The 24,113-nt window shown below is 43.4% G+C and carries 20 protein-coding genes; 10 read left to right on the forward strand and 10 right to left on the reverse strand.

Annotated elements, in window-relative coordinates:
* Window positions 1–47 precede the first annotated feature (47 nt).
* From panC to yjgA, 3 genes are read left to right on the forward strand one after another with little or no spacing between them, the layout of a single operon-like run.
* Window positions 48–950, forward strand: coding sequence for a pantoate--beta-alanine ligase (gene panC / locus I3255_RS01040; RefSeq protein WP_238036048.1), 903 nt, complete (start codon window positions 48–50; stop codon window positions 948–950).
* Window positions 951–1,006: 56 nt separating this feature from the next.
* Complete coding sequence (gene rapZ, locus I3255_RS01045) at window positions 1,007–1,966, forward strand: RNase adapter RapZ (protein ID WP_238036508.1); 960 nt, start codon at window positions 1,007–1,009, stop codon at window positions 1,964–1,966.
* Window positions 1,967–2,015: 49 nt separating this feature from the next.
* The gene (gene yjgA, locus I3255_RS01050; RefSeq protein ID WP_201600874.1) at window positions 2,016–2,528 is read left to right on the forward strand and encodes a ribosome biogenesis factor YjgA; all 513 of its coding nucleotides are present in this window, start codon (window positions 2,016–2,018) and stop codon (window positions 2,526–2,528) included.
* 128 nt (window positions 2,529–2,656) lie between these two features.
* On the opposite strand, the gene I3255_RS01055 is transcribed toward yjgA, so the two are convergent.
* Window positions 2,657–3,277 carry a thiol:disulfide interchange protein DsbA/DsbL gene (locus tag I3255_RS01055; protein ID WP_238036049.1) on the reverse strand — a complete coding sequence of 207 codons (621 nt, stop codon included), beginning with the start codon at window positions 3,275–3,277 and terminating at the stop codon, window positions 2,657–2,659.
* A gap of 526 nt (window positions 3,278–3,803) precedes the next feature.
* On the opposite strand from I3255_RS01055, the gene ubiG reads away from it, so the two are divergent.
* The 4 genes from ubiG to I3255_RS01075 all read left to right on the forward strand — a co-directional run bounded on the left by ubiG (window position 3,804) and on the right by I3255_RS01075 (window position 6,792).
* On the forward strand, window positions 3,804–4,646 hold the full coding sequence (gene ubiG, locus I3255_RS01060) for a bifunctional 2-polyprenyl-6-hydroxyphenol methylase/3-demethylubiquinol 3-O-methyltransferase UbiG (protein WP_238036051.1): 843 nt from the start codon (window positions 3,804–3,806) through the stop codon (window positions 4,644–4,646).
* An 83-nt stretch (window positions 4,647–4,729) separates the two neighbouring features.
* Entirely contained in the window at window positions 4,730–5,440 is a 711-nt protein-coding gene (locus I3255_RS01065; protein ID WP_238036053.1) for an HAD-IA family hydrolase, read from the forward strand.
* A gap of 98 nt (window positions 5,441–5,538) precedes the next feature.
* Entirely contained in the window at window positions 5,539–6,375 is an 837-nt protein-coding gene (locus I3255_RS01070) for a YciK family oxidoreductase (protein ID WP_238036055.1), read from the forward strand.
* 150 nt (window positions 6,376–6,525) lie between these two features.
* On the forward strand, window positions 6,526–6,792 hold the full coding sequence (locus I3255_RS01075) for a DksA/TraR family C4-type zinc finger protein (protein ID WP_238036057.1): 267 nt from the start codon (window positions 6,526–6,528) through the stop codon (window positions 6,790–6,792).
* A 69-nt stretch (window positions 6,793–6,861) separates the two neighbouring features.
* Here the strand turns inward: I3255_RS01075 and I3255_RS01080 are convergent, their stop codons facing one another.
* The gene (locus I3255_RS01080) at window positions 6,862–8,085 is read right to left on the reverse strand and encodes a GTP-binding protein (protein WP_238036059.1); all 1,224 of its coding nucleotides are present in this window, start codon (window positions 8,083–8,085) and stop codon (window positions 6,862–6,864) included.
* A gap of 79 nt (window positions 8,086–8,164) precedes the next feature.
* Window positions 8,165–8,923, reverse strand: a complete 759-nt coding sequence (gene ompR / locus I3255_RS01085; RefSeq protein WP_058023990.1) for a two-component system response regulator OmpR — start codon at window positions 8,921–8,923, stop codon at window positions 8,165–8,167.
* A gap of 376 nt (window positions 8,924–9,299) precedes the next feature.
* Here ompR and I3255_RS01090 point away from each other — a divergent pair, with 376 nt between their 5' ends.
* Complete coding sequence (locus I3255_RS01090) at window positions 9,300–11,843, forward strand: Tex family protein (RefSeq protein ID WP_238036061.1); 2,544 nt, start codon at window positions 9,300–9,302, stop codon at window positions 11,841–11,843.
* A gap of 115 nt (window positions 11,844–11,958) precedes the next feature.
* Here I3255_RS01090 and I3255_RS01095 read toward each other — a convergent pair whose 3' ends face one another.
* Together I3255_RS01095 and I3255_RS01100 are read right to left on the reverse strand one after the other, a co-directional pair.
* Window positions 11,959–12,447, reverse strand: a complete 489-nt coding sequence (locus tag I3255_RS01095) for a hypothetical protein (RefSeq protein ID WP_238036063.1) — start codon at window positions 12,445–12,447, stop codon at window positions 11,959–11,961.
* Window positions 12,448–13,199: 752 nt separating this feature from the next.
* Entirely contained in the window at window positions 13,200–14,486 is a 1,287-nt protein-coding gene (locus I3255_RS01100) for a saccharopine dehydrogenase NADP-binding domain-containing protein (RefSeq protein WP_238036064.1), read from the reverse strand.
* 413 nt (window positions 14,487–14,899) lie between these two features.
* On the opposite strand from I3255_RS01100, the gene I3255_RS01105 reads away from it, so the two are divergent.
* On the forward strand, window positions 14,900–15,055 hold the full coding sequence (locus I3255_RS01105; RefSeq protein WP_021814049.1) for a DUF1328 domain-containing protein: 156 nt from the start codon (window positions 14,900–14,902) through the stop codon (window positions 15,053–15,055).
* A gap of 108 nt (window positions 15,056–15,163) precedes the next feature.
* On the opposite strand, the gene I3255_RS01110 is transcribed toward I3255_RS01105, so the two are convergent.
* The 4 genes from I3255_RS01110 to I3255_RS01125 all read right to left on the reverse strand — a co-directional run bounded on the left by I3255_RS01110 (window position 15,164) and on the right by I3255_RS01125 (window position 18,860).
* Complete coding sequence (locus I3255_RS01110) at window positions 15,164–15,457, reverse strand: 4a-hydroxytetrahydrobiopterin dehydratase (protein ID WP_102078853.1); 294 nt, start codon at window positions 15,455–15,457, stop codon at window positions 15,164–15,166.
* A 128-nt stretch (window positions 15,458–15,585) separates the two neighbouring features.
* A complete protein-coding gene (locus I3255_RS01115) occupies window positions 15,586–15,879 on the reverse strand; it encodes a GNAT family N-acetyltransferase (protein ID WP_238036066.1) in 294 nt (97 codons plus the stop codon).
* Window positions 15,880–16,134: 255 nt separating this feature from the next.
* Window positions 16,135–17,490 (reverse strand): acyl-CoA desaturase, encoded by a 1,356-nt coding sequence (locus I3255_RS01120; RefSeq protein WP_238036068.1) that lies wholly within the window; start codon window positions 17,488–17,490, stop codon window positions 16,135–16,137.
* A 161-nt stretch (window positions 17,491–17,651) separates the two neighbouring features.
* On the reverse strand, window positions 17,652–18,860 hold the full coding sequence (locus I3255_RS01125) for an iron-sulfur cluster-binding domain-containing protein (RefSeq protein WP_238036069.1): 1,209 nt from the start codon (window positions 18,858–18,860) through the stop codon (window positions 17,652–17,654).
* Between the two features lie 434 nt (window positions 18,861–19,294).
* On the opposite strand from I3255_RS01125, the gene ettA reads away from it, so the two are divergent.
* The gene (gene ettA, locus I3255_RS01130) at window positions 19,295–20,956 is read left to right on the forward strand and encodes an energy-dependent translational throttle protein EttA (protein ID WP_238036071.1); all 1,662 of its coding nucleotides are present in this window, start codon (window positions 19,295–19,297) and stop codon (window positions 20,954–20,956) included.
* Between the two features lie 105 nt (window positions 20,957–21,061).
* Here the strand turns inward: ettA and plsB are convergent, their stop codons facing one another.
* Window positions 21,062–23,866 carry a glycerol-3-phosphate 1-O-acyltransferase PlsB gene (gene plsB, locus I3255_RS01135; protein ID WP_238036073.1) on the reverse strand — a complete coding sequence of 935 codons (2,805 nt, stop codon included), beginning with the start codon at window positions 23,864–23,866 and terminating at the stop codon, window positions 21,062–21,064.
* Between the last annotated feature and the right edge of the window lie 247 nt (window positions 23,867–24,113).

Below are 24,113 nucleotides of genomic sequence, written 5' to 3' on the forward strand. Positions count from 1 at the left end.
CTTGTTTAAGCTTTTACACATAAAATATGCAAATATAAGAAAACATCATGTCTCCTATCATTCATCGTCATATCTCGTCACTACGTGCAGCGCTTCAGCCTTATCGTGGTCAGCAAAGCGACAGGCAGGATAGTCTGCAGCGTATTGCGTTAGTACCAACAATGGGTAATCTGCATGAGGGTCACCTAGAGCTGGTAAAAATTGCTAAGCAGCATGCGGATATCGTCGTTGTTAGTATTTTTGTCAATCCTACTCAGTTCGGTGTGGGTGAAGATTTTGATAGTTATCCACGTACACTAGACGAAGATGTGGCTAAGCTTGCCACTATTGGTGCAGATTATGTCTTTGCGCCAAGCGTTGATGCGATGTACCCAGTATTGCCACCACCGACTACCGTATTGGCCGGCGCTATTAGTAACCAATTATGTGGACAATCACGCCCTGGTCATTTTGACGGCGTTGGTATCGTTGTCTCTAAGCTTTTCAATATTATGCAACCAGATGTGGCGATATTTGGCCAAAAAGACTATCAGCAGCTGGCTATTATTAAGCAGTTGGTGCGTGATTTGAGCTACCCAATTGAGATTGTTGGCGCCCCTATTATTCGTGCTGATGATGGACTAGCGCTCTCCTCGCGTAATCAATACTTAACCGAATCTGAGCGACAAGTTGCGCCTATACTGCATCGAGAGCTACAAGATTTGGCAGAGCAGTTGAAAGATGGTGGCATCAGCCAGCAAGCGTTTGAGTCATTACTAGCAGATAAGCGTACACGCATTAGTGAGGCAGGTTTCACGATTGATTATCTAGAAGTAAAAACGGAAGCGCTGGATTCTGTCGTAAGTGACTCTACAACCTTCAATATAGAAAATAAAAACATTGTTATTTTGGTTGCAGCATGGCTGGGACGCGCACGTCTATTGGATAACCAGTTAGTAGTGGTGGGGTAAACACTTTGGTACATAATGTATCGGATGCACTGAACTAGAATGGGTAGATCATGAATATGAATCAGGATCAAAGCGAGAATCAAGCTGCATCGACAACGCCAAAAATATCAGCGGACAAGCTCAGTATTCTAGTGGTATCAGGCCGTTCAGGATCAGGCAAAACATCAGTGTTAAATATCCTAGAAGATTTAGGATATTACTCTATTGATAATCTACCGTTGTCTTTATTGCCGAGCGCCGCCCACAAGCTGGTAAAAGAAAGCGGTATCCATCATATTGCCATAGGTGTTGATATACGGACGCCACGAGCTGATCTATCTAACTTTGCCGCCACCTATGCTTCTTTGAAAGAAACCTATGGGGCGCAGGCAGTACAAGTCCTATATGTGACGGCGCAAGAGAATACTCTGATAGCACGTTTCAATGCGACGCGCCGTGTTCACCCCTTGATGTCTCAAGATGTTGATAGTGACAACGCAAAGCATATTGCATTTAATCTGCCTGCCGCGATTAAGAAAGAAATTGAATTATTGGAGCCAATTTCTGGTCATGCCGATATCAAGATTGATACTACCAGTCTAAATATCCATCAGTTAAAAGACAGGTTACGCGAACATATTGGCATGGACAATCAGATTGTCATTAACCTGCTGTCATTTGGTTTTAAGCACGGTAGTCCCATTGATGCTGACTTTGTATTTGATGTCAGAATTTTGCCCAATCCACATTGGAAACCTGAGCTGCGTGCCTCAACAGGGCTCGATGCTGAAGTCAGCGCATTTTTCGCTGATTATCCCGAAGTGTTTGAAATGCTCAATGACATTGATAGGTTTTTGACACGTTGGCTACCAGAGTTTTTGCACAATAACCGTCATACAGTGACGGTTGCGATTGGCTGTACTGGCGGTAAGCATCGTTCAGTATTTATCACCGATCATTTGCAGCGTCGCCTCACTGATACAATGCCAGAAGGTGTAAAGGTACTGGCAAAACATCGCGAAAAAAGTCATTGGTAGTTATATTCAGCACTATTAATTTCATTACTTATTATTTTGGAAAGCTTTTATGATTGACTGGTCAGAACAAGATATGCGCGTCTCGCGCACAGAACTCAAAAAATCTCATGAGCGCTTGCAGCAACTGTCTATACCGCTCGCTGGCCTATCAAAAAAACAGCTAAAAACGTTGCCAGCCAGTGATTATTTTATGGCGGAGCTCATGGCATTGGCCGATATTACCAGCGCCAATGCTCGTAACCGTCAGACCAAACGCGTCGGCAAGCTCATCAGTGAAGAAAATCGCCACGAGTTGGTCAAGGCATTGTTTGATGCATTTTTTCCTAAAGAGCAAGTGTCTAAAATTGAAAGTTGGTATGATCGCTTAAATATCAATGATGAGGGCACGCTCAAGCAATTTGTAAAACAATACAAAGCTTCTGAGCACAATAGCATGTATCAATTACTACTATGGATTGAGTACGCCAAACATATGCAAGACGATGAGCTAATGGCAGAATCCAAAGCAGACTTGGCAAGCTATATTCGCGAAGTGGCGATCTTGTCGCAATTGAAAAAATAGATATACGATAGTAATATCAATTAGATTTTAGAACGTAAAAAAGCCAATCAATGAATGATTGGCTTTTTAGTCTGTCATATAGACATTATCGCACGTAAATGATGCTGTTCAAGCTAACGTGATTTAAGTTATTTCTTTTCAGCACGTACTTTATCGACTAGATATTCAACAACTTTAGGCACTTTAGCATCTTCACCAGTTACCACGTATTTGCCTTGTACGACCACAGCTGGTACGCCAGAAAGCTGATAACGTTTGGCGCCTTCTTGTGAACGACCAATTTTTGTGCCAACAGCAAATGAGTTATATAGACTGTTGAACTTCTTTTCATTCACGCCTTTTGATGCGTACCATTTGCTCAATGACGATTGATCAAACAGCTTTTTGCCATCTTTATGGATTGCGTCAAATAGTGCAGAATGGGTTTTGTCTTCGAACCCTAAGAGCTGAGCCGCATAAAAACCACGAGCGTTGGCTTCCCAAACAGGGTTAAGTGCCGCTGGCGTTTTGAAGAATACGACATCTTTGTCTTTAGTCTTTGCCCATTTTTCCATATGTGGATCAAGCACATTACAGTGCGGGCAGCCATACCAGAAAAACTCACGAACAATGATAGCATCACCGCTGATGGTCTCTGGGTTGTCTATTACGCGATAATCTTTTCCAGCGACATAGTTCGCAGCTTGTGCGCCCATTGAGGCAAGTCCAATGGCCATCGCCAGACCAGTCAGTGTAATGACACGTTTCATACTTTATCCTTGAGGTGTAGGGATTTAGAGTTCGTTAAAAGGTTAGGGTATTTATGGCATTTACAACATCGATATGTGAGATATACGATTTTCAGAGTGTCTGAACGATACAGCGTCAAGTATAATCGAACAATATTGAAGTATCGACTATGATAGCGTAAAACGTGCACACTTGTGAATCGGATTCTTAACCGACAGTTATAAAGTTGTTAGCTATTATTTAAGGCGTATTGCTTGTCATTTCTGATAGTTAGCTCTTTTAAGCTTACGGCTCATCGCTATGCTTACTTTATGCTAATTATAAAGCACGCGAATAAGTATGTCTAAAGCAGCTATTCTCTATTATTTGCCATAAAATTGCAGGTAAGAAGCAGGTAAAAAGCAGGTAAGAAATGGACGTTTGCTAAGCCCATTCACAATCAGTGACGATGTACCTACGACAAATATACGGCGCTCATGCTAATATTAAGCACATAACCGTGCACTGTATACGATAACAACTATAATGACAATCAAGGAAAATGCTATGAGCTCAGCTTTATCTTCTTCGCCATCTTTGAGCAATAAAATCAACGAAAATCTCGATAACACGGCGTCTGGCACTATAAACGTGGACCCCAGCGAAGTTGAAAAATTTAACAATTTGGCGAGCGAGTGGTGGAGCAATACAGGTGCATTTGCAACGTTACATGAGATCAATCCGCTACGTTTGAATTGGATAGAAGAGAACATCAAACGTGGCTATCAAAACGATACTCGCAGTAATGATGTGACTGATAAAACCGCTGAACAAGGGCTTACTGATAAAAAAGTGCTCGATGTAGGATGCGGTGGCGGAATATTGTCAGAGTCTATGGCACGTCGCGGTGCGGATGTGACAGGAATCGATTTGGGTACTGAAAACCTCAAGGCCGCTGCGCTGCACGCTGAGCAAAGCGGATTAGAAAGCACTTTACGCTATCAGCATATTCCAGTTGAAGAGCTAGCAAAAACGCATGCAGGTCAGTTCGATGTAGTGACCTGTATGGAGATGCTTGAGCACGTGCCTGATCCTAGCTCGATTGTACAGGCTTGTTATGAACTCTTAGCGCCTGGTGGCGTTTGTGTACTATCGACAATCAACCGAAATCCTAAGTCGTACTTGTTTGCTATTGTTGGTGCAGAGTACGTGCTGCGATTGCTCGACCGCGGCACCCATGATTATGCCAAGTTTATTACTCCAGCTGAGCTAGACAAAATGGCCATCAATACAGGGTTTGTACGCCAAGATATCATCGGTTTGCATTATAATCCGCTGACTAAGCGCTATTGGCTCGCCCAAAATGTTGATGTGAACTATATGATAGCTGTCCAAAAGCCATTGGTTTAACGCGGTAGATTTGACACTGTAGACGACTTTCTTTATCCATTGTAATTTTACTAAACACGTTATCAATTTCAAGAGCATTCACTATGACCCAATTTGTAAAAGCTGTTTTATTTGACCTTGATGGGACGTTAATCGATACTGCTGCAGATTTTGTGCGTATCATTGGTAAAATGAGTCTCGAAAACGATTGGCAGGCGCCGCCTGAGGCAGAAATCCGCGAGCAAGTCTCTGCCGGCGCTTCAGCCATGGTGCAATTAATGCTCAGGCATAACGACCAACTAGAAGTCAGTGAAGAGACATTGCTTGAGTTCCGCCAGCAGTTCTTAGATGACTATGAGGCAGATATCTGTGTCGACAGCTGCTTGTTTGAGGGGCTTGAAGCTGTGTTAGTTGATTTAGAGAGCAAAGGCGTACCTTGGGGTATCGTGACCAACAAGCCTCGCTATCTGGCAGAAAAACTACTAAATAAGATGCAATTAGACGAGCGCTGTGCCGTCTTGGTATGTCCTGATGATGTGTCACGCTCAAAACCAGATCCAGAGCCAATGTATATGGCGCTAGAGAAACTGGGTATCCCTCGCGGTGCTGCTGGCTGTGTGCTCTATGTAGGCGATCATATACGCGATATCGAAGCGGGCAATGTAGCTGGCATGTCTACAATTTTGGCAGCTTACGGTTATATTCCACCTGAAGATCAAAAAACGCTAAAGAAATGGGGCGCAGATCATATTACTGACACCCCTGAGCAATTGAGCAAATTGCTGCTTTCTTCTGGCAAATTTGAGTATTTATAGACTGAGTTCTGGGTAGTAAATGGTCAGTATGAATTATCTTGAGCTCATACTGATAAGCATATATTTTAATGATTCAACGATAAGTAGTGAGCAATAGCATGAGTGACAATATCAATCAGCCAGCTAATCAGACAAACAACCAAAAAAACGTTCAAAGTCTTACTCAACCTTTGACTCATGACGATATTCGCAACTTTGTGCCACCTACTCATTGTCTAGATGGAAAAACTATCTTAGTGACAGGTGCAGGGGATGGTATTGGCCGTGTTGCAGCATTGACCTATGCTCGCTATGGCGCTACCGTTTTGTTACTAGGTCGTACCAGCAGCAAGCTCGAGTACGTCTATGACGAGATTGAGAGCCTTGGTGGTAAACAGCCTGCTATGTTGCCGATGAATCTAGAAGGGGCGACCTATGCTGAAATGCAGCAGCTAGAAAGACTGATTGATAAAGAAGTTGGTCAGCTGGATGGTATCTTGCATAACGCTGGTGTGCTTGGGCAATTGACGCCACTTGAGATGTATGACGTTGATACATTCGCTCAAGTCATGAAGGTCAACTTTACAGCGACCTTTATGCTCACTCAAGCATTGCTACCACTGCTAAAAGATGCCGATCATGGCTCTATCGTTTTTACTTCTAGTACAGTTGGCACGCATCCTCGCGCATTTTGGGGTGCTTATGCGCTATCAAAACAAGCAGTAGAGGGTATGAGTGATATCTTTACTCAAGAAACCCAAAATACCACGAATCTGCGTTTTAACTGTGTTAATCCAGGTGGTACACGTACTAATATGCGCGCCCATGCTTATCCAGGTGAAAACCCGATGAGCTTAAAAACACCTGAAGATATTATGGCCGGTTACGTCTGTCTGATGAGTGATGCAAGTATTGGCGTGCGCGGGCAGGTTGTTGAGTTACAGCCTAAAGATTAGCAGCGATATTTTTGCTTTAGGTTGTCATGTTTTATTTATGATATTGCGACGATTGTTAGGTTGCAATCAGTCGTATCTAGCCCCATCTATTTGTTATTAAAGAAATTATATACAGAATAATGACTAATAAAAAACGAATAGGATAAAATTATGGCAGGTGGCTGGTCAAGAGATGGTGCTGAGCACGAACAAATGGATGCGACGGTCAACGATGCTTTGGAGCGAGCAAGACGATCATTGCCAACAGGTGTGAGTGCAGAGTTTTGTGACGAATGCGGTAACCCTATTCCAGAAGCGCGGCGACTGGCAGTGCCTGGTATTCAGCATTGCGTCAGTTGTCAGACGGAGCTTGAACAAGAGGCAAAAGCGGCTGAGCTATTCAACCGTCGCGGTAGTAAAGACAGTCAGTTGCGCTAAAAAGGAAGAAGAGAAAAGGGCGGGCATTGCTAGATAATATAGTAATGCCCGCCCTTTTTTTGTCTATGACTATACAACCATTGCCATCAGTTTGCGATCGCAATCCTCCCAATTTATAGAAGCTGCTGACGCCTTGGCATCATGCTCAGTTTCTGTAGCTGTATCGACCGCGACATCTAATTGCAAAATAATTTCTAATCGACTATCAGTCTGTGGGTCAATAGTTCTGGTGGTTAGACTACCAGGGTTAAAATTGATCTGCATCCAGCCATCAGAAGTATGCACCACGCCTTTGATGCGTTGCCAGTTTGGCAATGCTAACAACCAATCCTGTAAATCGTCAGCGTTTAGTATATAGTGTGCAGGTAGTCTCCATCCAGCCAATTGAAAATCCTGCTGCTCTTCATGATAGCGATAGGGCAGATCACTATTAGCACTAGCCTGAGCTTCTGTCTCATCGGTAGATGAACTCGATGATGGCGCAGCTGCTAAAGAATTGGCTTGAGACTGTAAACCAATCAGCGATTTTTGAGGGTGAGCGATACTGACTTTTCGTTGATTCGAAATGATAGAGCTGGGCTTCTTCAGCTGGTCGTTCAAAGTAGACGAGTATGCATCTGCTATAAGTTTATTTGCTACAAACTTATCTGATGAATGGACATCTGATGAGTCTATTGTCTCAGATGCTGTTAGTCCTGATGCTGTCCAAATGATTTTTACGTGTGAATTTAGCTTGGCTATCCACTCCACCATCGATTGTTTTTCGCTAGTATTTAGTTGGGCGTAGCGATTAATTATCAGCACATCGGCATCACGAACATGCGCCTGAAAACCCTCATGGTCACGATATTTAGTCTGTTGCCACTGCTCGCCATTCAGTACGGTTATCACCGCATTCATCTTTAGGGCAGTTTGCCAATGCGGCGCACTGAGTTGTAGTATCAGCTCGCGTGGATGTGCCAATCCTGTAGGCTCAATTAATAGTCGCTGCGGGTGATGGTCACTAAGCAGACGACTGATCGCAATTTGTAAGGGCAGTTGACTGGTACAGCAAATACAACCGCCACTGACTTCTCGAATGGCGATATTCTTTTGCTCAAGATCATTATCTTGAGAGCTTGCCAAGAGTGCACCATCAATACCGATACGGCCAAACTCATTGATTAAGAGAGCCCAGCGTTCGTTATTAGGTTTTGTGGCAAGTAGTTGATTGATGACGGTAGTTTTGCCAGCACCTAAAAACCCTGTCACTAACGTGCAGGGTATGTTTTGAAAAATAATAGGCTTTTTCACAAGTATGCTCATCATATCGGCACGTGTTTGTGAGTAACCAAACACGGCCTATATTAAAAGAAATGCCATCAGTCAAAAGTTACTCACTCTTGACGGTTTCTACCTCAGCTTCATCAGGAACGAACACATAGCCCACACCCCAAACCGTTTGAATATAACGGGCTTGTGAAGGGTTGTCTTCAATCAAGCGACGTAAGCGTGATACCTGTACATCGATAGAGCGCTCCATCGCACCCCACTCACGACCACGAGCAAGGTTCATCAACTTGTCACGTGTGAGCGGCTCACGTGGATGCTGAACTAAAGCTTTCAATACTGAAAATTCACCTGTCGTCAAAGTGACGACGTTGCCATCACGTTTGAGCGTGCGAGTCGATAGATCTAGTGTCCATGGACCAAATTCAACTACTTCTAATTGGTGACTTGGCGCCCCTGGAAGCTCACGGTTTTGGCGACGTAGTACAGCTTTGATACGCGCCAATAGCTCTTTTGGGTTAAATGGTTTAGGCAGGTAATCATCTGCACCCGCTTCCAACCCTGCGATACGGTCAGCATCGCCACCTTTAGCGGTCAGCATGATGATTGGAATATCCGCATTGTCTTCACGTAGGCGCTTGCAGATGCTGATACCGTCTTCGCCCGGTAGCATCAAATCTAACACAACCAAAGAGAAGAGCTCACGTTGCATGAGTTTGTCCATCTGACTGCCGTCATGGGCAGTACGAACGACGAAACCATCGTCTTCTAGGAAGCGCTGTAGCAAAGAGCGCAGGCGAGCGTCGTCATCGACAACTAAAATACGCTGAGTCAAAGTATCGGGGCTGTTGTTATCAGTCATACAGGCATCCTCTTATAAAAATTATTGTTAGCAGAAATGACGAGTAAAAAGCGATGAGTAAAACACGGCCATTAATTATCGTTATTTAATGATGGGTCAAAACAAGCACGTCATAAAATCAAAAACTATTGTTCAATATATCAGCACATCTCAATATTTGTGCTATTGATACTTTAGTGTATAAGATTGCATCGCGAATTGCATCACCCATGAGAATAAATGCTGTATGCGTTTGTTTAACAAGGCTACAGAACGTTTGATATAAAACGTTTTATGCCGCAAAACAGGCGATAATTAACGAAAAGATAAAAAGGATTTTTATTCATGCAGCTTTTGCTATAATGCAAAACTACATTTCTCAACGATTGATACGTATATGAGTAGCACTGATACCTTAACGTCATCTCAAACCTCGACAAATGCACAGGTTTTGGATGCAACCACACACGCGAATATTCACGACAAGCTTGCTCGCGCGCTTGGCATTAAGACTGCTCAAGTCAATGCGTTTGTGAAGCTTTATGATGAAGGCGCAACGGTTCCTTTCATTGCGCGTTACCGCAAAGAAAAGACGCAAAACCTTGATGACGCGCAGCTGCGTGCTTTAGAAAAATCTCTCAATTATGAGCGTGACATGGCCACACGTCGCATCAAAATCACTGAGCTACTGAGCACACAGGGCAATCTGACCGATGAGCTACAGACGCGTATCGATAACGCGACGTCTAAGCTTGAGCTTGAAGACATCTATCTGCCATATCGTCCGCGTCGTCGTTCACCGGCTGCCAAAGCACGTGCTGCTGGTCTTGACGCTGCCGCCCAAGCGGTCTTGATGCAAGAAGTTACCCCGACAGAGGCGCTGGCTGATTATCAAGTTCAATCAAGTATTACTGATGATAGTGGTAATGAGATCGACGTTGATTTTAGCGATATCGAAAAACAGCTCGCTGGTGTACAAGCCATTATCGTTGATGAGTGGACACAAGCATTGGGCTTGTTGGATAACTTACGCAATGGTTTTGCCAAAACTGCCAGTATCGTATCGAGCGTTGCGAGTGAAGAAAAGCGTGAAGTCGGCGAAAAGTTCAAAGACTATTTTGAGCATAGCGAAAGCCTTGCCCGTCTGCCTAACCACCGCCTATTAGCGATGTTACGTGGTCGTCAAGAAAATGTTTTGGGTCTAAAAATTGAAGGCGAGGACGCACCCTTTATCGAAAAAATCATCAGTCATTTCGACGTCGATGCCAAAGCGCCAGCAGCACGCCGTGAGTTTTTGGCAGAGGCAGCCAGCAGCTTATGGAAAGACAAATGGCGTCCGCATATCGAGCATCGCCTATTGACTGAAAAGCGTTTGGCCGCAGAAGCAGATGCGATCGATGTATTCGCTAGCAATCTACAGCATTTGCTAATGTCTGCACCTGCAGGTCCTAAAGTGATCTTAGGTGTCGATCCTGGTATCCGTCATGGCGTAAAAATGGCCATCGTCGATGCGCAAGGTCATGTCATGTCAGATAGTGAAGAAAAACCTGTTATTGCAACGGTTTATCCATTTGCACCTGACAACAAAATGACTGAAGCCAAAAAAGTCATCGATGAGCTATTAAGCACTTATAATGTTGATTTGGTAGCAATCGGTAATGGTACGGCAAGTCGCGAAACCGATGCGATGATCAAAGAGATTCTAGCCGCAAATGATGGTCTGAAAGCCAAAGCCGTTATCGTTAACGAGTCGGGCGCTTCTGTCTACTCTGCCAGTGAGCTTGCCAGTGATGAGCTTGCTAATCTAGATGTGTCTGTGCGCGGCGCGGTTTCTATCGCACGTCGCCTGCAAGATCCATTGTCAGAGCTCGTCAAAGTCGATCCAAAAGCCATTGGCGTCGGTCAATATCAGCACGATGTCAATCAAAACCAGCTCGCAGATAGCCTTGATAAAGTCACTCAAGACAGCGTAAACGCAGTTGGTGTTGATGTAAATACGGCGAGCCCAGCTATCTTGGCTCATATCGCTGGTCTTAACCGCAACGTAGCGCAGCAAATTGTTACTTATCGCCGCGAGCACGGTGCATTTGATAGCCGAGAAGCGCTCAAGAATGTCCCACGCTTAGGCGCTAAGACATTTGAGCAAGCAGCAGGTTTCTTGCGTATTCATAATGGTAGCAATCCATTAGATGCAACCGGCGTGCATCCAGAGAGTTATGCCTTGGTTGATAACTTACTCGCACAAGCGGGGAAGCCTTTATCAGAAGTCATCGGTAACGATGGTGTACTGAATGCTATCGATACGACTGCGCTGGCTGCTAACGATGATAATGTTAGCGTAAAAGCAATTATCGAAGAGCTTGCAAAACCTGCTCGTGATCCTCGTCCTGAGTTTAAAACGGCCAACTTCCGTGATGACGTCAATAGCATCAAAGATTTGAGCGAAGGTATGCAGCTTGAAGGGGTAGTCACTAACGTAACCGCGTTTGGCTGTTTCGTTGATGTGGGTGTCCATCAGGATGGTTTGGTCCATATCTCACAGATGGCCAATGACTTTGTCGCAGATCCTATGAACCGTGTCAAACCTGGCGATATCGTATCGGTTCGTGTTATTTCTATCGATGAAAAACGTGGTCGTATTGGATTTAGTATGAAGCCTGAGTCTGACAAACCTGTCCGTACGGCTGCTAAGTCTACTACAACCAGTACAGATGATAAAAAAGTAAGCCGTCCACGCAGTAATCAGACGAATAGTGATCGTCCAAATAATAGCCGTCCCGCTGCTGATAAGCGTTCGTCTAAGCCACGCGGTAAACGTCAGGATAATACGAATAGTAACCGTAGCAAACCAATCAAAAACGATAAAGCGGAAGCACCTAGCAAAATGGGTACATTTGGCGCCTTATTACAAGAAGCTGGCGTGACTAAAACTAAGAAATAGCCAAAATTTATAGCCGTGTTCAACAAAAAAGGCAGCCAATTGGCTGCCTTTTTATATGTCACTCATTGATAGTAGTAAGCTATTAATCATACTACTCAATCAAGCGCTGTCATTATTAACGAATGGTGAAACGACGGTTTTCGTTGAATTCAACTTGACCAGGCTGAGTGGCTAAAAGCTCACCACGACGGTCTTTTTTCTTTTCTTGTAAGGTAATCTCGACTGGTTTTTTACGCATGTCAGCAGGTGTCACTTGGCTACTTTGAACATCATTTGTCATCTGTGCGCGGCGCATCATAGCGGCACGTGTTTGAGCGTCAGACATTTCGTTCTCTGCTGTAACGGTCATGTCTTCGTCCATGTTACCTTCTTCAGAATCCATATCGTCATTCATCGTGTCCATGTTGTTATCATCAACAACACCCGGCTGGGTAGCGAGAAGCTCACCATCAGGGCCTTCTATTTCAGCTTGCAAGGTATTGTCCACAGGCATGGTACGCATATCTGCTGGCATAATGTCACTAGTGTTGACAGGTGCAGCTATTGCTGCCGCTGGTAAGACAAGTGTCGCGCCCAATACTAACGGTAAAATATTCTTTTTCATTATAAAACTCCAAATTTGATAAATTAACAATGTTTAAAAACGGCTGCCTCTGTTTTAATATAGCTAATTTTGAATGTGATTGGTTTAAAATATAGTCAATTAAAAACAGCCAGATTTTGGTTTGACCTTACTATAATTTATAAAAACAAAGTACCAGTTATATAGCTGATATTTCAGTAGTAAACTCATTAAGGTTCTAACAGCTTGGTATATTCTTGTGACGTTGTGAAACCAATAAGCCTACATATTATTTAACAATTGAAGTAAGCATTCGGATTTTTTATTCAACAATGATATATTTACCAGTATCTGTCTCAATAGTAGGCTGCTGAGAATCTATATCTGGCACACGAACTACTGGAAAATTTTGAATAATATCAATTCGATCAATAATATTTTTTAGAGAAATATTTTTATTGGATGATGCTTTTCGAAGTGAACTTTGATTAAAAACTTTAAATGAATATTCTCTATGATAACCAAACCGTAATGTGTTTTATCCTAGCGTACTGGTGAGAATATGGCTGTGACATTAAGCTAGGAATGTGTAGCATAATGTATTGAAAAATCGAAAAGCTGCAACATTGATTACCGAAAAAGTACGCTATTAGTATTCGCTAACATGACAGATGATTGATATAAAATTTGCGTATTAGAAAACCGCACCTTGTTATCAAGATACGGTCATAAAAATTATCAGTATTAATATATTGCTATTTAAGCATTTCACTATTTAATCATTGTGAGCTCGGTTAACCCTCAATAACCTCAAAGCTTAAGCCTGAATGTTCTTCTAAACGGGCTATGAGCTTATCACCCATCGCAGAGGCAGGCGTCCAGAATCCGCCGCCAACGTCTTCTTTACTGACATCTTGCGCTAGACATAATGCTGCCTGCGCGAGCATACGAGAAGTGCTGCCGTAACCAGGATCTTTATCGCCGGTAACTTTGACCGTGATGGTATCGTTTTTAGCTGTCTGACCGAAATGGCGAATATCAAAGTAGCCATTTTCCTGCTCATCCTTAGAAGGGCCTGTGCCTGCTTTAGGCAGAACATGCTTGGACAATAACTCACGGCTTGGTTTAATCATCATAGCAGTGGCAAATGCTAGTAGACCCGCGCTCATCGCATAGCTTGATAACTTACCTTTGACACCATCTTTCATCCACATAGCTTCGTCATATTTAAAATCGCGGCCGTATTCATAACTGAGTAGCTGGTTACTGCGATGGACAATACGTGTGTTGATACTCGCCATTACAAAAGGTGCCAACCAACGTTTATGGGTGCTGTCGTATTCTGGTTTGCTGACATTGTCTTGACGGATATTGGGCACATCTGTGTCATCGTTTAGCAGATAAGGGTTAGCCACTTGCTTACGGCGAGCTTTATCTTCACCAGCCTCTTCAAATATAGTAGCCATCGAAGCAATCGTACCACCAGATATGCCGCCTTTTGCCGCTTTTACTCGCATGTGAATCACATTACAAGCTTCTCCGAACTTCTCTTCTGCTCTGGTCTGCGTAAAGTACACGCCCAAATCTGATGGGATAGAATCAAAGCCGCAAGAGTTGACAATCCGTGCGCCGCTTTGCTTGGCAGTATCTTGATATTTGTCCATCATGTCTTTGATAAAGATCGCTTCACCAGTAAGATCGACGTAATCCGTACCATTTTCAGCGCAAGATTTGATAAGAGGCTCGCCATATTTGAGGTAAGGGCCGACGGTCGAGATGATGACTTGTGTCTGTTTGGTCATCTCATCAAGGCTTGCAGAGTCTTTACTATTGGCAATGATAATATCTACTTTGCTCTCAAGTTTCGACTGTAGCTCATTGAGTTTTTCTTCATCGCGCCCTGCAATTGCCCAAGTGACGTTAGAGCCATCTTTATCTTTAGCATTGGATAAAAAATTGGTTAAATAGTGAGCGGTTATTTGTCCGACAAAGCTTGTTGCGCCATATAAGATGACGGCATAAGGGCGATTGTCGCTACTATCTTGTTGCGTGGGTTTTGCGGTATCCGTCTCGGTACTCATAAGTATTGTCCTTAATAGATTGGATGATAATGTGATTTTAAACTATAAACCAAGTGGTCTAAATAAGTTAGAAGTTTATGGGGTCGCTATAGTTTTCATTGCCAAATCGCTTTTTTAGAAATTTTTGATGTTATTTATATGCAACTATAAGGTAATCAATAATTTAGCAAATAAGGTGCTCTTCATCCTAAATAATAGGTTTATAGAGACAAGAAAAAATAAAAGGTATTAACACTTGCTACAAACTTTACATAATCTACTGACATCATTACTAAAATGCACGTTCTTTAAAGAGAAATATTGCTAATCTATGTTTGTAAGCAGATATGACTGGTATTAAAAAAACAAAAAGTCAAATCAATACTATATAAAGTTTACTATCTGATTTTTAAAAATTATTTGAGGAGAATATTATGTTTCGTTGGGCTATTATTTTTGCAGTAATCGCACTGTTAGCAAGTTTATTAGGATTTGGCGGCGTCGCAGGATTGTCTGCTAATCTTGCATATATTTTCTTGGCAGTCGCTGTCATTTTATTTATTGTGGCATTTGTCAGTCGCAAAATGTAAACACAGCTTATTACTATAAAAAATCCAGTATAAAAAAAGACCCTCAATTGAGGGTCTTTTTATGTTCTACTAAAGCACTTCAGTTACTTATTTAACATAAGGATAAGGCTATAGACGTTTGGGCTGAACGATATGCTCCATGCGTTTTGCAAGGCGAATGTCCAAACTAGAGATACCACCCGTATCCTGATTGGTCAGGCGTACCTCGACTATATTGTATATATTACGCCATTCCGGGTGATGTTCGAGTGCTTCAGCATGAAATGCCGCTTGGTTCATAAAACTCATGGCTTCAATAAAGTCACTGAAGTGATAGGTCTTGACGATACTATTACCATCGCGCTGCCAACCAGCAAGCTCTTCTAACTGTAGATTGATTTGTTTGTCAGATAAACTACTCATATTAATAACCTTTATTGTTATATGGATTGGTTTATTAAAAGTTATATTGGGATCGGTCTCCTAATCTAAAATAGGTTGCTAAAATTATTATTGCACACAGTCTTTTATCGTTAAGGAGTAGCAGTAAGCTAGATAAGGTCTTGGTACTCAGGATGTTTGTTGATATATGAGGCGACAAATGAGCATTGCGGCACAACCTTTTTGTCATGTTCACGGGCATAATCTAGCGCATGCTTAACTAGTGCTGAACCGACACCTTGCCCGCCTAATTGTTGCGGGACGATCGTGTGGTCATAGACGAGCGTGTCATCACGGTCTTGATAGCTAATGTAGCCAGTTTGACCATCAATAGTCGTCTCAAAACGATTTGCTACTTGGCTATGAGCAATATCTAAGTTTGGTTTGGTCGTTTGGTTGCTCATTGAACAACTCCATTTATTATTATCGAATTTTTATAGTGAACTGAGGTTATTTAACAGGCGCTAAAACCATTATGCGTGCTAATAATTCTAGCCATATATTTATCAAACACTTGTTGTTATTTTAGTATGACGCATTACCGCTTAACAATCTAGATGCTTACCACAATAGTAGACATGACAGCGGCTGTGTACATAGTTTTAGCGTTAACCAGTCTGCGTAAGAATGAGGTATTTCTAAAATACCATTTTGGCACATTACCATGCATAGGATAAGGCTTGGCGGACAACTGGTGGTAAAAACCGACCAAGGCCACCTTTGACCGCTGGTTTAGTCTCATGCTCGATACTAGTATCTGACATCGACTCATTATATGCATACCATTCTTGTTCGCTAGGTTTGCTAAAGTGGTGGATACGTCCTATTACTTGTCGCAGCTGTGTGCTAAAACGTCCAGTGTTGTAGGTCAGATTGTATTTGTGGCAGATGGCTTTTACCTGCGGAGCAATACTGGCATAGTGGCTGGCTGGCATATCAGGAAAGATATGGTGCTCAATCTGATGCGATAAATTGCCAGTCAAAATGTGAAACCACTTATTCCCTTTGATATTGCTAGAACCCAAAATCTGACGCACGTACCAGTCGCCTTTGCTCTCATCAGCATCGAGATGGGTATAGATATGTGCTTGCTCAGTGAAATGACCACAGAAAATCACCGCCCACGTCCACAGATTACGAACCGTATTGGCCGTCATATTGCCACTCAGTGTGCTTAGGGCACTACGACGGCCTAGTGTCATTGCTACTATGGCGGGTAAGGCTATATAGTCTTTACCGACTTGGCGGCCAATTTTGGCAAAGAGTGCGCGAGACTTTTGCTGCATGATTTTATGCAAGTCAGGGGAGTCGGCGTATTCATCGACACTAATCTGAATATCATGAAAGGCAACCGCCCACTCAAACCCAAAGGCCAATACCGCTGTACTAAACATATTGTAGCGATCTTCTGGCGTCCAAGGCTGCTCATCGGTCACCCGAATTAAGTGATAGCCGACATCATGGTCACGCCCAACAATATTGGTAAACGTATGGTGTAAATAGTTATGCGAGTGTTGCCACAATGGCGCAGGGCAAACAATATCCCAATCAAACTTCTGACTGTTCAGATGCGGGTGCTGCATCCAGTCATACTGACCATGCATGACATTATGCCCAAGCTCCATATTGTTGAGTATTTTGCTAAAGCTAAGCATTGACGTACCCAATAGCCAAGTACCTATCTGCGAGCGGCGTGATGACAGGCGTCCTGCGGCGGCCAGTAAACCACGGGCGACAAGCTCACTATAGACCACAGTCGCATAAATCCGCTGAATGTATTTGGCGTCATCGCTACCTAATGAGTCCATTACACCTTTATATAGCGCATTTAATTCTACTGCCAAGACATCACTTTGTGCTTTTGTTAATGGTGCATGGGCCACTGTTGGATAGCGATTTTGCTGTGATGATAGGGTTGGCTGCTCGCTATCATTTTTTGCCAACGGTGCATCGGACACTGGCGTCAAGATAGGTACGGCAGAATGTGCTGTATCAATAGGTGGTAATAAGCGCATATATAAATCCTTAACCGAAACGGCACGAATAAACAGCACTGGGTTCGGTTTTATGAGTCATCTGAGTTTTAGCATACAATATGAGTTAACATCAGTCTATTTTTTAGTTTTAAGAGGTCGATAGTCAGGGGTTAGTGGTCGTATTTTTTATTTCAGCAGGGCTAGATGTCTAACACCACGTCTGTCATAGCGATATTGATGCACGTTTGGATAGACTCGTAACCATCACTACTTATCTTGCCAGTTTGGATGTTTTTGACTACGCCGCTCATTTTATTGCAGCGGCACAACTGGCAAATTCCTTGCCTACAACCATAGGCCAGACGTATACTTGCATTTTCGGCAGCAACGAGTAATGTCGTGTCGCTATCGAACTGCCGTTGCCGTGATCGTAAATACACCGTATGCGACTCTGTCTGTAGTGCATTATCTAATAACTGATTACCGTCGCCATCAAAATCAGTCAATGCATTACCGAAATTTTCTACGATAATGTTGTCACGTAGCTGGATGTTTTGTAGCACGCTAATCTCGTTTACTGCTTTATATAAGCCAGCTGATAATGCTTGTGAACCGCAGGCAAATATCTGCGTATCTGCCAGAGGTAGATTAAGTGATAACAGACCCTCTGCACTTAAGTATCGTTCGTCAGCCAAATAAGTCGTAGGGTTATCAGTATGGATGAAATGATAGCTGAAGGTTGGATGAATATCGCTCAGCTGTTGCCACTGATGCTGAAGCTGGGGAAGTTCTGTTCGATTATAATGTAGCAACGCCACCTGATGTCCGTTTGCAAGTGCTTGCGTAATAAGTCCTAGCATAGGCGTGATACCGCTACCGCCAGCGACAAATAATAAAGGGTTCAGTTTTTGATTATCTGGCCCTCTATGATCTAAACTTGTCTTTGCCTGTGCCAAAGTAAAATCACCCAGTGGCATACTGGTATCAACGATGCTAAATAGTGGCAGTTGCTTGGTGAGGTAATTAGACACCAATCCTTGCGGTTTGATCGCGATAGTAACCGCGTGACGTTTGCTTTTTGCGGTCTCAGTAATGACGGCATCATCTTGCCACCATAGTGGTTGATTCGCCAATCCTACGATTGAATAGCTGCGCTGATGATAAACTCCATCGATAAAAACACGTAAGTCAAGATATTGACCGCCTTTCCAATCATCTGTCCCTTTAAATATCTGCTGCCTAAACGCTTGATTGGTCTCAAATTGCAGTGCGATTAAATCATCACTCATCTCGTATCGAGCGAGAAGGCGTAGCTTGGGCGTCGTCAAAGACCAAAACGGATGTAAGCGCGATCCGATAAAATCGACAAATGCACGTTGAACTATTTCAGGGCGATAGCCGTTGGCCATATCATCAGTACCTGTATAAATATTATATAAAAAATATATGAGAAATAATGACTCAGCTTATAGCTAGTCTCATTGATAAGATATGAAACCATCCTTTTTTGCGCTGTTAAGCTACTCTAACATGCTAACGGTTATTGATTAAATTTGCGAAAGTTTTGATGCTGTTTTTTGTGGTTTTTATAAAACAGCAATGAATCAGAATGTTAAACTTGTTATTTCAACAAAATATTTGTGACCGCTTTTATCCAAAAACGGCAATGCTGTATGACAAAACTCGCAAAACAAGGGGTAAAACAACCTGTTAGCTTGCAGGGTATGCGCCACAATGCGATAATGAACGATAATTTGTAACCCTGATTTTGAGGTACGGCACGCTTGGCATCATCGCTGAGTGGCATTTGCTGTTCTCTTCTATGCAGTCTATCGGAGTGTTAATGGCTCAATATATTTACACGATGAACAACGTGTCAAAACTTGTTCCGCCTAAGCGTGAAATCTTAAAAAACATCAACCTATCGTTTTTCCCTGGTGCCAAAATTGGTGTCCTCGGTATCAACGGTTCGGGTAAATCAACCTTGCTACGCATCATGGCAGGCGTTGACACTGAATATAGCGGTGAAGCACGCGCGCAAGCCGGTACCAAAGTTGGCTATCTGCCGCAGGAACCACAACTTGATGACAGTAAAGACGTGCGTGGTAATGTCGAAGACGGCATGCGCGAAGCATTAGATGCGCTTGCTCGTCTAGATGCCATCTATGCTGAATACGCAGAGCCGGATGCTGATTTTGACAAACTTGCTGAAGAGCAGGGCAAAATGGAAGACATCATCCAGTCATGGGATGCGCATAACCTAAACAACCAGTTAGAAAAAGCTGCCGATGCTCTACGTCTGCCACCATGGGATGCGGATGTGAGCAAGCTGTCAGGTGGTGAGAAACGCCGTGTGGCACTATGCCGTCTACTATTGTCACGCCCTGATATGCTATTACTTGACGAACCGACCAACCATTTGGACGCCGAGTCTGTTGCATGGCTAGAGCAGTTCCTGCAGAACTACAGCGGTACTATCGTTGCTATTACCCATGATCGCTATTTCTTGGATAATGTCGCTCAGTGGATCTTGGAGCTTGACCGTGGCCATGGCTATCCGTACGAAGGCAACTATACTGAGTGGCTAGAGCAGAAAAACAATCGTCTAGAGCAGCAGAATAAGCAAGAAGAGTCATTTGCTAAAGCGTTGAAAAAAGAGCTTGAGTGGATTCGTAAAAATCAAAAAGGCCAACAAGCCAAATCGAAATCTCGTGTACAGCGTTTTGAAGAGCTGAACTCAACAGAGTTCCAAAAACGTAACGAGACCTCTGAGATTTATATTCCACCTGGTCCACGTTTGGGTAATAAGGTGATCGAAGTCAATGACATCTCCAAATCATTTGGCGATCGTTTATTGTATGAAAACCTAAGCTTTAACGTCCCAGCGGGCGCGATCGTTGGTATCATTGGTCCAAATGGTGCGGGTAAAACCACGCTATTTAACATGATTACTGAGCGTGATACCCCAGATACTGGTTCGGTTGATTTGGGTGAAAGTGTCAAGGTTGCCTATGTCGGTCAGGTGCGTGATCACTTAGATGATAATAAAACCGTGTGGGAAGAAGTCTCTGACGGCCTTGATATCATTACCGTTGGTGATTACACCACGCCAAGCCGTGCCTATATTGGCCGCTTCAACTTCAAAGGCTCAGATCAGCAGAAACACGTCGGTCAACTATCAGGTGGTGAGCGTAACCGTCTGCAATTAGCGAAGACGCTGAAGCAAGGCGCAAACGTATTGCTCCTCGATGAACCATCAAACGATTTGGATATCGAAACTTTGCGTGCGCTAGAGGATGCGATTCAAGTATTCCCAGGCACGGTCATGGTCGTCTCGCATGATCGCTGGTTCCTTGACCGTATTGCTACTCATATCTTGGCATTCGAAGAAGAAGGTCCAGTGTGGTTCGACGGTAACTACACTGAGTTTGAAGCGTATCGTAAAAAGACAATGGGTGATGACGCCAGTCCTAAGCGTGCTAAATATAAGAAAATTACGAACTAATACCGCTGTTTGGTATATTGGAACTGCATAAAAAAGACCGCTAATCATTAGCGGTCTTTTTTTGTTTGGCTTAATTGTTTGAAAGTTATGAGAAATGACTAACGATTAACGCTTACGCCCAAATTTACGCTGCTTTTTATTACTAATCTCAGTAATCGCATGAGTGATTTCTTCTTCGTTTAAACTTGCGACTTGCTGCAAGATTTGCATCATATCAGGCGTCAGCACATATTTGGCATGACTGGCGATGTCATTGATACGGTGGTCAAAGGTGAGTATACCCGTTTCCTCATCTTTTTGTAGATAGTCAAGACGAGTCAAAGCGCTGATAAAGCTCGTGAATAATGCGCGATCAAAGAAGTCAGGAATGTCATCGGCATACAGTACAGACAAGCGTTGTCCAAGCAGGTGGCACAGGTCAACGACTTCGCTTTCGGTCAGATTACCAGAGCCCTGCTGAGCGAGTAGGGCAAGCGTCATAAAATAACGCTCAAGGCTTTGTCCAACAGGCGTGGCCAATACTTGTAGCTGTTGATAGCACTTGCTATTAGACTCAGGAACACTAAGCGTGTCATCACCCAACTCAACGATCAACCCGTGAGACAGTAAGCTATCGACCTTTTTGTTGAGCGTCTCAGCCAAACCATGCGCTGGATAGTATAAGAACAGCTCACCTTGCAAGAACGGGTATAGCTGCTCAGCAATACTATCTAAGCGACTGCGTTTGATACGGCCATTACGTGCCACGAGCGCTGATAAGAAAGACAGTAAGATAAAGACGTGTAGAATGTTATTGCGGAAGTAGCTGAGCAATGCTGCCTGCTTGCCAGCGACCTGAATGATATCGCCTAAGATGTGCGGCGTACGCTCTATCAGTTTTAGCTTGATACCGTAATCAATGATTTCTTGCGGCGTCATATCCGTGATGACAGTATCATCTGCATAAGGAAGCTGCTGCGCTAGGCCTTGGTACAAAGCGATTTGCTCACGGCAACTGTTTTCATCCAGTGCCGCTTTCGGTGCAGACAGTAGTACCAATGATAGCAGCGACACAGGCGTTATCACCGCCGCTTTATTGATGTGCTGCATGACTTTTACACCGATGTTATCGACCATGGCACTGGCTTTTTCATCGAGTGGGGAGTCGGTGCGATCGGATGGCAAGCTGTTGGCTGGAACATCGAACTTTGTCATAAAATCGCTAAGATGCAGCGGTGTACCAAAACTTAGATGTACATTACCAAAAATACGCTCAATTTTACGACCAACCTTGAGTAGCCCGATCAAAGATTCTGACTCTTTTGGTTTGCCCTTTAACTCACCAATATAAGTGCCGCCTTCCATAATACGCTCATAACCGATATAGGTTGGAATGAACACCACAGGCTTATTGGTTTGGCGTAACTGGCTATGTACAGTCATCGCCAGCATACCCATTTTGGGCGGTAGCAGGCGACCTGAGCGTGAGCGACCACCTTCAATAAAGTATTCGATCGGCGTGTTGCGCGTGATAAGGGTGTGCATATATTCACGCAGTACGGCGGTATAAAGGGCATTGCCGCGGAAGCTACGACGAATATAAAAAGCGACAGCGCCGCGCAATAGCGGCCCCAATACAGGCACATCTAAATTATCGCCTGCCGCAATGTAAGGAATACTCAAGCCGCGCTTGTAGATGACATAAGACAGCAATAGATAATCGACATGACTGCGATGGCACGGTACATAAATCAACTCGTAATCAGTTGCCAGATCGCGTACACGCTCAAAATGATGGACTTCGACACCATCATACAATTGCGTCCATAACCACGTTAAAAACTTATAAAAACCACGAATAATCGAATGAGAATAGTCATTGACCATCTCGTTGGCATAGCCTCGCGCTTGACTACGAGCGTCGCGTACGCTAGTGCCTTTTTCCGCAGCTTCCAGCTCTATTGCGTGCTTAATCGCTGGCGAGTAGACCAATTTGTCAACCAAATTGCGTCTATCTGACAAATCAGGCCCCAGCATACTGGCGCGCTGCTTATCTAAATAAACCGTCAATTGCTGCTGTAACATCCGCACGAGTTCACGATTGCCATCAGCAGCCGCCACGAGCGTATAGTTGGGTGATGTTTCAGCATCAGGTTTGACATCACTATCCGTTGTTACTGATTCAGTATCTTGTGAGTCTAAAGCAGTTGAGTTTTTAGCACCTGAATTCTCAGAAACCAAATCTTTAGAAATTGAATCAAAAACGTTAGGGCCCGCGCTTTCACCTCTGAGACTGTCATTGATGATAGTACGTAAATCTTGGGGTGGGTGGAACTGTACAAAGGTATCGCGGCCCATCACGCCAATATTAAATAACTGCTTGCTGATACTTGGATCTTGCCAATTGTCAGCGGTTAACAGTTTAAATAAAGAGTCTTCTTTTTCAGGGGCGCGTCCCCACAGGATAGATACGGGTACTAGGCGCACCTTTAGCTCTGGATATTGCAATACCGCAGAGACTAAGCGAAAAAGGCGCGGAGACAACTGATTGTCTTTGGCATGTGGGTGATTTAAAAATATGATGGCTGCATTTTCTTTGATATTGTGAGCCGCGTCATTGACCCCAACCAATGCAGGCGGCAAGTTATGCTCTTGCGTCTGCAAATCGATCAAAATACTGTTGGAGCGAGAATAATCCTGTAGCACATAAAATCTAAGTACCTGATCGTCGCTATCAAAATCAGGCAATTCACCCAGTAGTTTTGGTTTGACAGCAACGTCGAGTAGCTGCCCCGATAGTTTACGATATAGCTGATTGATCGGAGCATTGGAATATGGCTTGGTGACGATTGGACCTGCGTCAGTTTCAGAAGTGCGGTCAGTGCTGACTGGCGCTTTAAAAATCCGTTTTTTTAGGAACTTCGGTATCATAATCAGTATCAAAAATAGTCAAATATGTTGCGCTTATGATGCCATAAAAGCCACCAAAGCGATATATAGTGTCTGTATATACTGCTAATATTAATACTATTGGGTTACTCACTAGTAAGCGAGCAATGATATAAAACGGTCAAGTATTTGAAAGTTACGATATTTGGCGTAATAATATATTGACGCCATGTTTATCTAATCCGTATGACGCCCATTCTTTAGTTCTATTTTATTAAGCCGAAATATT

The sequence above is a fragment of the Psychrobacter sp. Ps6 genome (assembly GCF_022129235.1).
GTDB lineage: Bacteria > Pseudomonadota > Gammaproteobacteria > Pseudomonadales > Moraxellaceae > Psychrobacter.

Coding starts and splice junctions, on each gene's coding strand:
- panC (WP_238036048.1), top strand. CDS start 48: ATGTCTCCTATCATTCATCGTCATATCTCGTCACTACGTGCAGCGCTT.
- rapZ (WP_238036508.1), top strand. CDS start 1,007: ATGAATCAGGATCAAAGCGAGAATCAAGCTGCATCGACAACGCCAAAA.
- yjgA (WP_201600874.1), top strand. CDS start 2,016: ATGATTGACTGGTCAGAACAAGATATGCGCGTCTCGCGCACAGAACTC.
- I3255_RS01055 (WP_238036049.1), bottom strand. CDS start 3,277: ATGAAACGTGTCATTACACTGACTGGTCTGGCGATGGCCATTGGACTT.
- ubiG (WP_238036051.1), top strand. CDS start 3,804: ATGAGCTCAGCTTTATCTTCTTCGCCATCTTTGAGCAATAAAATCAAC.
- I3255_RS01065 (WP_238036053.1), top strand. CDS start 4,730: ATGACCCAATTTGTAAAAGCTGTTTTATTTGACCTTGATGGGACGTTA.
- I3255_RS01070 (WP_238036055.1), top strand. CDS start 5,539: ATGAGTGACAATATCAATCAGCCAGCTAATCAGACAAACAACCAAAAA.
- I3255_RS01075 (WP_238036057.1), top strand. CDS start 6,526: ATGGCAGGTGGCTGGTCAAGAGATGGTGCTGAGCACGAACAAATGGAT.
- ompR (WP_058023990.1), bottom strand. CDS start 8,923: ATGACTGATAACAACAGCCCCGATACTTTGACTCAGCGTATTTTAGTT.
- I3255_RS01090 (WP_238036061.1), top strand. CDS start 9,300: ATGAGTAGCACTGATACCTTAACGTCATCTCAAACCTCGACAAATGCA.
- I3255_RS01095 (WP_238036063.1), bottom strand. CDS start 12,447: ATGAAAAAGAATATTTTACCGTTAGTATTGGGCGCGACACTTGTCTTA.
- I3255_RS01100 (WP_238036064.1), bottom strand. CDS start 14,486: ATGAGTACCGAGACGGATACCGCAAAACCCACGCAACAAGATAGTAGC.
- I3255_RS01105 (WP_021814049.1), top strand. CDS start 14,900: ATGTTTCGTTGGGCTATTATTTTTGCAGTAATCGCACTGTTAGCAAGT.
- I3255_RS01110 (WP_102078853.1), bottom strand. CDS start 15,457: ATGAGTAGTTTATCTGACAAACAAATCAATCTACAGTTAGAAGAGCTT.
- I3255_RS01115 (WP_238036066.1), bottom strand. CDS start 15,879: ATGAGCAACCAAACGACCAAACCAAACTTAGATATTGCTCATAGCCAA.
- I3255_RS01120 (WP_238036068.1), bottom strand. CDS start 17,490: ATGCGCTTATTACCACCTATTGATACAGCACATTCTGCCGTACCTATC.
- I3255_RS01125 (WP_238036069.1), bottom strand. CDS start 18,860: ATGGCCAACGGCTATCGCCCTGAAATAGTTCAACGTGCATTTGTCGAT.
- ettA (WP_238036071.1), top strand. CDS start 19,295: ATGGCTCAATATATTTACACGATGAACAACGTGTCAAAACTTGTTCCG.
- plsB (WP_238036073.1), bottom strand. CDS start 23,866: ATGATACCGAAGTTCCTAAAAAAACGGATTTTTAAAGCGCCAGTCAGC.